Raw genomic sequence first — 12,424 nt, forward strand, 5'->3', positions numbered from 1 at the left:
ATTCCCAACTTATTCCCGATTCTCTCCTAGCACCTAGCTTTATCGCTGTTGCGCAGAGTAGGTATAAAAGTTATTAAATGCTCCCACCGTCTCAAACTTGTAAGAAGGTATCAAAGAACTCACTTTTAAGTCGGTCTGATAAATACTAAAAAGCAGATAATCTTGCCTGTGCGTAGTTGCGGCAATAACTTCCCGTATTTGCGGGTTGACAGAATCCACAGTTTTTTCACAATTGAAATGTATTAAACTTTCTATAATACCCTGAGTTTTCTGGCAAACATCGGTTTTTAAATATAGTGTCAACCGTTGCACAGCATAGTCTTGATATTCAGCCTGAGAGGGATTTGTCTTCGCCATGATTACTCCCAATACGGCTAAACCAGCGGCTCCTAGATATGCAATAATTGTTGATGTTTTCATACTTTTTCAGCTATGATTAGTTTTAGTCATAAGACTGCAAATTAATTGAGTCCGTTCCAAGAATAAAAATTCTCTTGATCAAATCAGCACAGAGGTGCTATACTCAGATAGTTAATGGCGAGCGTAGCCAAGTGGTTAAGGCAGTGGTTTGTGGTACCACCATTCGTGGGTTCGAGTCCCATCGTTCGCCCTCAATCAAAATAGACTCATACATTCTCGCTAATTCGTGAGACACAGACTGTTGTCAGCAATACCAACAACTTTCACTGTACCAAGAATTTGTCATTGGTCAATGATAATTGGGCATTGGGATGAAACCTCCCCACACTCCCTATGTCCCCCTTGTCCCCCTTTTCCCCTTTTCCCCTCTTCCCCTTTTCCTCTAACCCCTAAATCCTAACCCCCAAATAATAGTGGAAGCAGATATCGTTAAAAAATACCAAGCGTCTATACGTGGAGCAAGTTTGTAGGGGCGGGTTTATTTGGATCTTTTTTGATAAACGTGGATATCGGTGAAAGCGCCCCTACATTACGAATTACGAATTATGAATTACTAATGATTTTAAGTATTATAGTAGCTCATTAAAAAAATTAGCTAGCCGCTGATTTCCTAATAAAAGTTTACTTGATTGATAGTGGCTGGGGAAATCATATTGAGTTATGAAACAAGAATTTATCCAGGTCATCGGTAAAGGCTAGATGTCTTCTGGATGAGACAGTTACTACACTTAAAATTAATCTAATCCGACAAAATATAATCATGTAGAACCTTCTTGCTGTAAGCATTTTGGGTAATGCATCTATAAAAAGCATGTAAAATTCTATGCCTTTAGTTAGAGTTCAAAGTATTGGGCAATAGTTACTTTAAGGAAAGTAAATCAGTTTTTCGGGAGTTGCTATGTCTGAATTAATACAAACAGTCCTCAATAGTGAAGAGAAGAATGATTTGCGTTCTTTGATGAGTGAGTTACGCCAGCAAGAAAAGAAATATCTGTTACGTAACGATATTATTAATTTATATAGTGAATATTGTTCAAAGTATGAAAAGTCTGAGGAGTTTTGCAATTCTTCTCATTTAGCAAAATTAATCTACTATACTCAAGAAATCATTCAAGAGGACTCAAACCTCTGCTTTATTATTCGTCCTAAGATAGCCAGCCAAGAAGTTTATCGGCTAACAGAAGACCTAAAATTTGAACAAATGACTGTGCAGGAATTATTGGATATGCGCGATCGCATAGTCAATCGATTCCATCCCCATGAAGGAGACTTGCTAGAACTGGACTTTGGCCCCTTTTACGACTACTCGCCAACAATTCGTGACCCGAAAAATATCGGTAAGGGCGTAAACTTCCTCAACCGCTATCTATCCAGCAAATTATTACAAGACGCGAAGCAGTGGCTAGAGAGTTTATTGAATTTCTTGCGGTTACATCAATATAATGGTGTGCAGTTGCTAATCAACGATCGCATTAAGTCACAGCAACAACTTTCCGAGCAAGTTAAGAAAGCTTTAAGCTTTGTGAGCGATCGCCCCGGTGATGAACCCTATGAAGAATTCCGCTTTACCCTACAAACAATGGGTTTTGAGCCTGGTTGGGGGAATACAGCCCAGCGCACTCAGGAAACCTTAAATATCCTGGATGAATTGATCGATTCTCCCGATCCCCAAGCATTAGAAGCTTTTATCTCTCGCATTCCGATGATTTTTAGAATCGTCCTCGTATCTCCCCACGGTTGGTTTGGACAAGAAGGAGTATTAGGGCGACCCGATACTGGCGGACAAGTGGTTTATGTCCTCGATCAGGCTAAGTCGCTAGAAACCCAACTACAAGAAGATGTCACCCTAGCTGGTTTAGAAGGATTAAATGTACAGCCCAAGGTGATTATTCTTACCCGCTTGATTCCCAATAGTGATGGGACTCTATGTAACCAACGTTTAGAAAAAGTTCATGGTACAGAAAACGCCTGGATATTGCGAGTACCTTTGCGGGAATTTAATCCTAATATGACGCAAAACTGGATTTCCCGGTTTGAATTTTGGCCTTATTTAGAAACCTACGCCATTGATGCGGAAAAAGAATTACGGGCAGAATTCCAAGGACGACCAGACTTAATTGTTGGTAACTATTCTGATGGCAATTTAGTAGCATTTCTACTAGCACGCAAGATGAACGTTACCCAGTGTAATATTGCCCACGCTCTGGAAAAATCTAAATATTTGTTCAGTAATTTGTACTGGAATGATTTAGAAGATAAATATCATTTTTCCTTGCAATTTACTGCTGATTTAATTGCCATGAATGCTGCGAACTTCGTCATTAGCAGCACCTACCAAGAAATTGTGGGAACACCGGATAGTGTAGGACAGTATGAATCTTATAAATGCTTCACCATGCCGGATTTATACCATGTAGTGAACGGCGTTGAATTATTTAGTCCGAAATTTAACGTAGTTCCACCAGGGGTGAATGAAAATTACTACTTTCCCTATACCCGTAATCAAGACCGAGTGGAGAGCGATCGCCAACGGATTAAGGAAATGCTTTTCACTCTAGATGATCCTAGTCAAATATTTGGTAAACTTGACGATCCAGACAAGCGCCCTATTTTCTCAATGGCGCGTCTTGATCGGATTAAAAACCTCACTGGTTTAGCCGAATGCTTTGGGAAAAATCAAGAATTACAAGAGCATTGTAACTTAATTTTAGTTGCAGGTAAATTGCGGGTTGAAGAATCAGGCGACAACGAAGAAAGAGACGAAATTGTTAAACTTTACCAAATTATTGAGCAATACAATCTTCACGGTAAAATTCGCTGGTTAGGTGTGCGCCTATCTAAAAGTGATTCTGGGGAAATTTATCGAGTAATTGCCGATCATCAAGGAATATTTGTCCAACCAGCTTTATTTGAAGCATTTGGTTTGACAATTCTCGAAGCAATGATTTCCGGGATACCAACTTTCGCTACACAATTTGGTGGCCCTTTAGAAATTATTCAAGATAAAGTGAATGGATTTTATATCAATCCCACAAATTTAGAAGAAACAGCCGCTAAAATTTTAGATTTTGTCACCAAATGTGAACATAATCCTGATTATTGGCAGACAATTTCTCAACGAAGTATTGAGCGAGTTTACAGCACTTATACTTGGAGAATTCACACAACCAAGCTGCTATCTTTAGCGCGAATTTATGGGTTTTGGAACTTTACTTCTCACGAAAACCGAGAAGATTTGCTGCGCTATATAGAGGCTTTATTCTATTTAATTTACAAGCCAAGAGCGCAACAATTATTAGAGCAGCAGCAGTTCCGTTAATTAGTCAATAGTCAATAGTCAATAGTCCAGAGGATGTAACGCACCGGATTTGTAGGTGCGTTACGGCTATTAATTTACTTTAAACGTAGTATATTAATTACGAATTACGAATTACGAATGACCAATGACCAATGACCAATGACCAATGACGAATTATCTATAGTGTCAACTCACGCCAGGTTCTTTGACCGACTATTCCATCTACTAATAAACTCCGCCGATTTTGAAATGCTTTGACAGCCGTCTCTGTCAAGGGGCCAAATACCCCATCAACTCGCATTCCATAGCCATGAGCAATTAGCAGCCGTTGCAAGATTCTCACTGTAATACCTGAGCTACCAAAACGTATAGTTGGCAAAGTTTGGCTTTTAAACTTTTTGACTTTTGCTTTGACTATTAAACTATCTGCTCTTACAGACGGAGAATACTGCGATAGATCTTTGTCAAGTTCTTTAAATAAATTTTCTTGATTATATTGAGGGGATAATGTCGTATTGAGGGAAGTCCCATCTGTCTCCATAAATTCTGGTGGTGTAATTTGAGCAGTGGGAACTACCTGAGTTAACTGACTCTGGATTGAGTTTTGGATGTAATTTTCTAGTTGAAGCGGTTGCAACTCAGGTAAATTGGGCAAATATGGTTGTCCTGTTGTTAACACGCCTGTCATCAGCAGGCCAATTTCACTCATTATAGTTATTTCTATTAAAACCGATATTCCTTTTGACATCCCGAACGGCTATTATTCCGGAATAATGTATAGGCAGAAATAAAAAATCATGTAATCATCGCAATTCGTAATTAAGAAATTTTAGATTTAATCTGAATTTCCACAGATGGAAGTCGTTGTTGCAAAAAATTGCCAAAAAATTGTTATTAATTGGCTAGAAAATTGTTTAAATTTATAGATAATACCGATTCAATTAATGATCGTGACATAGGGATTGTCGCAAAGGCGGTGTTTCCCCAGCCCTAAAGATGTATGTGTCTCATTCTTTTTTTAATTGGTATAATTGGTAATTCGTAATTAAGAATGCTAACTTGTTAACTCGCGCCAAGTTCTTTGACCAACTACTCCATCTGCATTTAAATTTCGCTGGTTCTGAAAAGCTTTGACAGCTGTTTCAGTTAATGCGCCAAAAACCCCATCAACTTTAACAGCATAGCGGTTATTGAGTAACAGGCGTTGTAAAACTCTGACTGCATCACCTGAATCACCAAACCGTAGATTTGGCAAACTAGGGTTAGCGGTAGCTCGTGGGTTCAAAGGTTGTGCTTGATTTGCAGGTGTTTCCATAGTTAGGGGTTAGGGGGCAAGGGAAAGGGGAAAGGGGAAAGGGGGATGAGGGGGATGAGGGGGACAAGTGAGATAAATAAGAAATGCCCCATGCCTAATGACCAATTACAAATGAAAAAGCGATCGCTCTGGATAAAAGTGTAGGCGATCGCTCATAAAATAGATGTTTGGTAACTAACCAATCCCCTCAATCACAGGATGGAAGTAGAAAGCTATACCTAAGACTGTATAAGCGGCTAATAATAATGTGCCTTCCAGCCAATTAGACTTACCATCCGAACTAATACTATTGGCAATTAACACGGCTACCGCCACAGCTACTAATTCAAAAGGTTGAAAATTTAAATCCATTGGTTGACCTAACACCCAACCGGCTATAACTAAAACGGGAGCGACAAATAAAGCTATTTGCATACTCGATCCCACAGCTACGGAAACAGAGAGATCCATCTTATCTTTCATAGCTACAGTAACTGCGGTGGCGTGTTCCGCAGCGTTACCCACAATTGGGACAATAATCACCCCAGTAAACAGTGCTGTCAAACCTAGCTGAGATGTAGCTACTTCCAAAGAGTCAACTAGCATTTCTGACTCTAGGGCGACTAAGAGCGTACATACTAGCAGTACACCACTCCATAACCAAATATTTGGTTTTTTATGGGAGATTTCTTCTTCTTCTGTTTCTACCATTCCCACATCATATAAATAAGAGTGTGTTTTCATCGAAAATAGCAGAGTCAGAGAATAGACCAAAATTAAGACTATGGCAACAGCAACCGAAAAATTTTGGATGGTTTGTTCTCCAATCCCCTGAGACGTAATTTCCATAGCTGTGGGTAGCAGCATCGCAATTACCGCCAAGTTCATGGCTGAAGCATTGACCCGCGCTACAATTGGCTGAAATGTTTGTTCTTTATGACGCAGACCGCCTAAAAGCATAGAAAGACCCATCACTAGTAGTAAGTTGCCAATAATCGATCCGGTAATACTGGCCTTAACTACATTGACAAACCCAGCGTTCAGCGCCACTAGAGCAATAATTAGTTCTGTTGCATTACCAAAAGTCGCATTTAATAACCCCCCTAAGGAGGGGCCAACGACTACAGCTATTTCTTCTGTGGCTGTACCCATCCAAGCTGCTAAGGGCAGAATCGCTAATCCAGCCGTGATGAAAACTACCAATTCTCCCCATTCCAAAAAGTGGGCGGCTAAGGAAACTGGGATAAACAATAACAAAACCAGAAAAATAATGTTTTTAGCTGACATTGATCACTTTGAGTTAAGGGTATTTAGTCACAGATTTATCTAGTCAATGGTCAATGGTCAAGGGTCAATAGTCAATAGTTGGGCATTGGGCATGGGGGATGAGGGGACAAGGAAGACGCGGTGACTTAGGGACGCGGGGACGCGGAGAATGACAAATGACAAATGACAAATGACTATTGACTATTCCGCGATTTTACGGTTTCTATTTTGAAGAGATATATGTAATATAAGATTGCGTTTTACGTAGCCTTTGCAATGTTTTGTAGCAAAACTATAACTAGAGGTTGAGATTTTAAACTAAAAATGCGGTTTAATATATTAAAAGACAATTAAATTTATTTATTGGCGCTAACAACGGTATAGACTCCCCAATCAGGAGTTTTTCGATGGATAATGATTTAATTGCTTTTGAGAAATGTCTGTGCGATAACGCAGATTTCTCGCTATACTAAAACCGCTTTCTGAGAAGGGCTGTATACCATAGTTGTTATCGGTACGGATTTTGTGTTTAAGCCCCTGAAGAAAGATTAACAAACCCGCTTTTGGCACAACTGCAAGTTTTTTCGATTTTGGATAAATATTACATGACTTCTGCTGCTGAACTGCCAGCTAGTTCTGGTTCAAAATTCACGTCACAATACGATCCCAAACATACTCCCCAAAGCGATCCCCTGAGAACGGCAACGGGTGTATATGTTACGGTGCATGGTCACTTTTACCAGCCACCAAGAGAAAACCCATATCTGGACGCGATTGAACGCCAACCAAGTGCGGCTCCTTTCCATGACTGGAATGAGCGGATTCACTGGGAATGCTATCGTCCGAATGCCTTTGCTAGGGTGTTAAACGATCGCGGCGAAGTCATAGATATCGTGAATAATTACGAGTATATGAGCTTTAATATCGGCCCCACGCTGATGTCGTGGCTAGAACGCTACGATGTGGAGGTTTATCAGCGAATTTTGGAGGCTGATGTCAAGAGTTCTCAACGCTTGAACGGTCATGGTAATGCGATCGCGCAAGTATACAATCACATCATCATGCCTCTGGCTAATGAACGGGACAAATATACCCAAATTCGCTGGGGTAAAGAAGACTTCCGTTCCCGTTTTGGACACGATCCCGAAGGTATGTGGTTGGCGGAAGCCGCTGTAGATTATGCCACTCTCGCCGCTTTGGTGGATGAAGGAATTCGCTTTATTGTCCTCGCACCATCGCAAGCACAACGCTGTCGTCTTATCCCAACACAAGATGATCCCCAGCCTGAATGGCACGAAGTTGGTGGTAGTCAGATTGATCCCACCCGTCCCTATCGTTGTTATTTGAAGCCTGAACTCAGCATTGCATCTTCACCTCTAAATACAGTTTCTAGCAGCAATGACAAGGGTGCATTGGATGACGCAGAATCCTTAGCCGGATTACCTTATATTGATATCTTCTTTTACGATGGCCCAATATCGCGGGATATGGGTTTTAGTGATGTTGTCTATAGTTCTAGTCACTTTGCTGGACGCATCGGTTCCGCAGTCCGTGGGGATCATCGTCCAGCGCAATTAATATCTGTCGCTACCGATGGGGAAACCTTCGGACATCATAAGAAGGGAACTGAGAAAACTCTAGCCTACGGCTTTATCGGTGAATTTCCTAACCACGGTTGGACAGTAACCAACTATGCACACTACCTGAGCATCAATACTCCCGCTTGGGAAGTAGAATTAAAGTCAATCACCGCTTGGAGTTGTGCCCACGGTGTCGATAGATGGCAAGATGATTGCGGTTGCGGTGGAGAAGGCGGTGTTTGGCATCAAAAATGGCGTCGTCCTCTACGGGATGCCTTAAATTGGCTACGAGATCAGCTAATTGAAGTGTATGACGAATATGGTAAACAACTTTTTCGCGATCCGTGGCTAGCAAGAGATGAATATATTGAAGTGATCCGCGATCGCTCTGCTGCTAATGTTAGTCGTTTTTTGAGCCGCCATCAAACCCACAAACTCACCGCCGCCGAACAAGTAGATGCTTTGCGATTATTGGAAATGCAGCGTCATGCTTTGTTCATGTTTACTAGTTGTGGCTGGTTTTTTGAAGAACTTTCCCGCCCTGAAGGTACGCAGATTCTGCGTTATGCTTCCCGTGCATTAGAATTAGCTGGAGATGTGGCGGGGGTGCAGTTAGAAAAAGGCTTCCTCAAACGCCTGGGTTTAGCTCCCAGTAATGTTGAACAGTTCAAACATGGTTCTGAGGTTTATCGCCAACTAGTATTAACTGCCCAGATTAGTTTGAAACAAGTAGCCGCCCATTATGCGATTACTTCTCTGTTTGCCAATCATAAACCTACAGAGAGCTACAATTCCCTATCTGCACAAGATACTAATGGCAAACATCCCCATGTTTCCCAAAAACGGGTTTACTGCTACACCGCTAATGAGTTGGATTACCAGATGCAACGCATGGGATCGCTGACTTTGGCGGTTGGTCATTTGCGGCTGGTGTCAGATATTACCTGGGAAAGCGAAGATTTAGTCCTAGCAGTTCTCCATTTAGGCGGCTGGGATTTCCACTGCTGCATTCAACCATTTGCTGGGCGCAGGGAATATAGCAAAATCAAAGAACAGCTGTTTGCATCGCTGCAACAAGCTAGTGCAGCCCAAACCATCTTGATGATGACTCAGTTATTTAATGACGAAACCTTTAGCTTGCAAAATCTCTTTGCCGAAGAACGCCACCGGATTATGCGGCTGTTGAGTCAAGAAACACTGACAAGATTAGACCAGCTTTATACTCAGACATATCGTGATAATTACGGTATAATTGCCGCGTTCCACCGCGATGAACTAGCTGTACCGCGTGAATTGCAAGTAGCAGCCGAGATTGCTTTAGGATATCGCTGTCTGACAACATTGCGATCGCTTGAGCAAGATATCGCCGATCTGCAATCAACCTTAAATCACATTGTAGAATTAGAAGCGATCGCCAACGAAGCCAAGCATCTGCGTTGTCACCTGGATGTTCCCGAAGGCAAACAGATATTAGAACAGTTGATTACCCGATTGCTTTGGCAACTATTGCACGATCCCAACGGCAATTGGGATGCAGATATCCAACGCTTAGAACGGTTAATAGATACTGCATATCAGCTAAACTTTGGTATCTCCCTGCATCGATCCCAAGAACTTTACTTCAGCTGCTTAGAAAGTAAAATATTACCCCTGTGTACCTCTACTATCAATTATGGGCGAGGTAGTTCTCAATGCGATCGCTTGCTGAAGCTAGGACAAAAATTAGGTATTGACATGAATGGCATCATCAATAAATTGCCCTAGTGCTTCACCCCAAAGCCTGCTTTTACCCCCCTCCTCCCTTGCGATCTAGGTTTACCCCCCTCCTCGCTTGCGGGGAGGGGTTGGGGGTGGGGTTCCGAAAACTACATCCAAAATCCCCCATGCCCCATGCCCCATGCCCAATGCCCCATGCCCCATGCCCAATGCCCATTCCAACAAAAAACCCCGGTGACTAACCGAGGCTGATGGGAGAAGATTAAATGACGATGAGATATAGCGATTAAAAAAGAAAAATTTTAGCTAACACCAAAAGCAAACAACACTAAAGCAGTGACTAATAAAGTTGCAATTCCAGCTTGGAAAGCGTAGCGATTTTGCTGCTCAGTTGAAGGGTACGCAGCGTAGTAAACTTCAGGTTCAGTCGCGTAGTTGTTGAGGATTCCGTCTTCGTTAATAGTTGTATACATGGTTTGCTGTTCTTGGTTATTACCTTATGTAACTAAATTTAACGATTTTGTTACGAATGGTCAATAGAAGTTGACAACATAAGCCTGATGGTATCTATAAGACCGACTTATCAAGTAGAGGAAACATGAGTTCGACGGGTATAAAAAACCTCATTTCCATTCCTCTCTCCTGCCAGTCCAGAGGCTTTGAATTCTCCCCCTTTCCTGCTAGGATGCTGCTGGTGAATAAGGAGTAAAACTGCTCGCTTACCCAAGACACCGCCGTCACCTCCGGGTGCGGCTAATTGAACGAAGCCCACCTTCGTGGGCTAAATTTTCTTAGCCCACGAAGGTGGGCATTGTAGCGTGAGCCAGTGGCTTCCAGCCTGCGGGCGTTATTTCGGGTAAGCGAGAAAACTTTTTTTATCCCAATTGAGGGGTCAAACCTACCATTCGCCAGCTGTATCCTACCAGGGAAGGGGCTGAGGGTTTAGGTTTCGCTATCTTCTTTTCCAGATGACGTGAAACGTCAGAGTGCTGACTACGCTAGAGGAATTTCATAATAAGGTAACGGATTTTGCCCTGCGCCCATTAGCCAACGCGCATCGGGTTTCCACGCACCGTTGAGTTCTTCCCGGCGGCGGGTGTTGACTGTTAGCTTATCGCCTGCAAATTTCAGCAGGTTGTATTGCAGGGGATAACCGGGAACCCACTCGCGGACTGGTGCGCCAAATGTACCCGCACAGATGCGGTCAAGTTTGCGCCCGTTGGCGGTGAGGTCGTAGCGGTATTGGCTGGTTTCGGCTTTGTGGATGTGTCCGTGGAGAAAGAAGCGGAAGCCAGAGACGGCTAACTGTTCGATAAAGCCTTGGTCTTTGATGCGGTCTTCCCATGCGCTGTCTAGGGGATGATGCCAAACAGCAATTTTAATGCAGTTTCTATATTCTGGATTGCGGCGAATTTCGCTGAGGGCGTTGCTGAGTGCATTCATGTTAATGCTGGCACGGGATTTGTAATGATGATCCAATTGCCAAGCAGAGTTTAGCCCTAGTATTAGCAGGTTTTGGTTAGGGAAATAATCGAGGGTATATTGCTGGTCATATTCCAGGGGATAGGGTTTACCTTTGATGGCTTGGTAGAAGTTGCTGAAGTTGGTAAAGCGCTGTTTGTATTTTTCTTCGTCTCGCACCCGAATTACACTTGCACTTTCTTGTATATACTCGCCTTCTTTAAGTTCTCCCTCATATTCATCGCGGTCAATTAGTTGGTAAGCTTTTTTTGCGTGACCCCAATTCAGGTCATGATTACCGGGAACGATGATAATTTGCTCAGGTTTGAGGGGGAAGTCTTGGCGGAGGTGGGCGAGAAATTCTTCAGCGATCTGGTATTCTTCCGGGGTGGAGTAGTTAGCGATGTCGCCGGAGAGGATGAGGGTATCAAGGTGAGGAATTTTGAGTTCGTTTAGTAAATCGCTTGCTAGTTGGTTAGACCAAATTTGGGCTTGATTGGATGTGGTAAAGTGCAGGTCTGAGAGGTGGAGAATGTAATTTATTGTGCTAGATAAGCTTGACGGAGTAATTGGAAATGGTATTAATTGAGGCTGTAGTTGATTGTCTGCAAATACACTACGCCAATTATCGGTAGGAATAGCTCTAATATTTGCACTTAATTTATTTAATTGTTCTTTAGCCTCTATTCCTAAATAAACACTATTCGCCAAGCTGTCAATAAAATTTAGAAGTGAGTCACGCCCCTCCATCTCTAGCACATGGACTAAATGAACAGTGAATTGTAGGGAAGTACCTTCTAAATCTACTTTTTTAATCAATTCATCAAAACCCAAATATGACAATAATGTTTTTCGGTCTTTGACTGTAGTGAATAAATTTAGAAGTAAAGTTATTAATTCTTGTTTAAGCGACATGGTGTAGTTGTAGTATTTACAGTTTTCTTGTATTGCTGCAAGTACTTGTAGTGCATAATGTAGCGTAACTCCATTATTTGCTGCTACAAATTTTTCATTTTTTAGCAGATTCATAATCTGGAGTATTGCCTGCTGAGATTTGATTTCTCCCAGGGCATCTGCCGCACGATAACGCACCCAGAAGTCTTCATCTTCGAGCAATTTAATTAATCCCGGTATCGCCTGCTCAGATTTGATTTCTCCCAGGGCAGATGCCGCACTATCACGCATATCGGAGACTTCATCATCGAGCAATTTAATTAATCCCGGTATCGCCTGCTCAGATTTGATTTCTCCCAGGGCATCTGCCGCACGAGAACGCACCCAGTAGTCTTCATCATCGAGCAATTTAATTAATCCCGGTATCGCCTGCTCAGATTTAATTTTTCCCAGGGCAGATGCCACACGAGAACGCACCCAGTAGTCTTCATCATC

General features: G+C 42.3%; 7 protein-coding genes, 1 tRNA gene and 1 pseudogene. 3 read left to right on the forward strand and 6 right to left on the reverse strand.

Translation table 11 applies throughout. The features are described from left to right. Window positions 1–39: 39 nt before the first annotated feature. Window positions 40–420: a DUF4359 domain-containing protein gene (locus tag AACU32_RS20725; protein ID WP_096602842.1), complete on the reverse strand. Its 381-nt coding sequence runs from the start codon at window positions 418–420 to the stop codon at window positions 40–42. A gap of 117 nt (window positions 421–537) precedes the next feature. On the opposite strand from AACU32_RS20725, the gene AACU32_RS20730 reads away from it, so the two are divergent. Together AACU32_RS20730 and AACU32_RS20735 are read left to right on the forward strand one after the other, a co-directional pair. Further along, window positions 538–610, forward strand: a tRNA-His gene (locus AACU32_RS20730). A gap of 708 nt (window positions 611–1,318) precedes the next feature. Continuing rightward, on the forward strand, window positions 1,319–3,739 hold the full coding sequence (locus AACU32_RS20735) for a sucrose synthase (RefSeq protein ID WP_096602844.1): 2,421 nt from the start codon (window positions 1,319–1,321) through the stop codon (window positions 3,737–3,739). A 157-nt stretch (window positions 3,740–3,896) separates the two neighbouring features. On the opposite strand, the gene AACU32_RS20740 is transcribed toward AACU32_RS20735, so the two are convergent. The 3 genes and pseudogenes from AACU32_RS20740 to cax all read right to left on the reverse strand — a co-directional run bounded on the left by AACU32_RS20740 (window position 3,897) and on the right by cax (window position 6,299). After that, on the reverse strand, window positions 3,897–4,427 hold the full coding sequence (locus AACU32_RS20740; RefSeq protein WP_096602846.1) for a peptidoglycan-binding domain-containing protein: 531 nt from the start codon (window positions 4,425–4,427) through the stop codon (window positions 3,897–3,899). A gap of 345 nt (window positions 4,428–4,772) precedes the next feature. Then, window positions 4,773–4,982: pseudogene (locus tag AACU32_RS20745) on the reverse strand (peptidoglycan-binding domain-containing protein); the annotation flags it as partial. A 225-nt stretch (window positions 4,983–5,207) separates the two neighbouring features. Then, window positions 5,208–6,299: a calcium/proton exchanger gene (gene cax / locus AACU32_RS20750; protein ID WP_096602848.1), complete on the reverse strand. Its 1,092-nt coding sequence runs from the start codon at window positions 6,297–6,299 to the stop codon at window positions 5,208–5,210. 584 nt (window positions 6,300–6,883) lie between these two features. On the opposite strand from cax, the gene AACU32_RS20755 reads away from it, so the two are divergent. After that, window positions 6,884–9,622: a DUF3536 domain-containing protein gene (locus AACU32_RS20755; RefSeq protein WP_096602850.1), complete on the forward strand. Its 2,739-nt coding sequence runs from the start codon at window positions 6,884–6,886 to the stop codon at window positions 9,620–9,622. Between the two features lie 254 nt (window positions 9,623–9,876). Here the strand turns inward: AACU32_RS20755 and psb34 are convergent, their stop codons facing one another. Then, entirely contained in the window at window positions 9,877–10,047 is a 171-nt protein-coding gene (gene psb34 / locus AACU32_RS20760; protein WP_339378134.1) for a photosystem II assembly protein Psb34, read from the reverse strand. Between the two features lie 520 nt (window positions 10,048–10,567). Beyond that, on the reverse strand, window positions 10,568–12,424 hold a 1,857-nt coding region (locus AACU32_RS20765; protein WP_339378135.1), incomplete at its 5' end, for a HEAT repeat domain-containing protein.

Source organism: Calothrix sp. NIES-2100 (assembly GCF_963875285.1).
Classification (GTDB): Bacteria; Cyanobacteriota; Cyanobacteriia; order Cyanobacteriales; family Nostocaceae; genus Aulosira.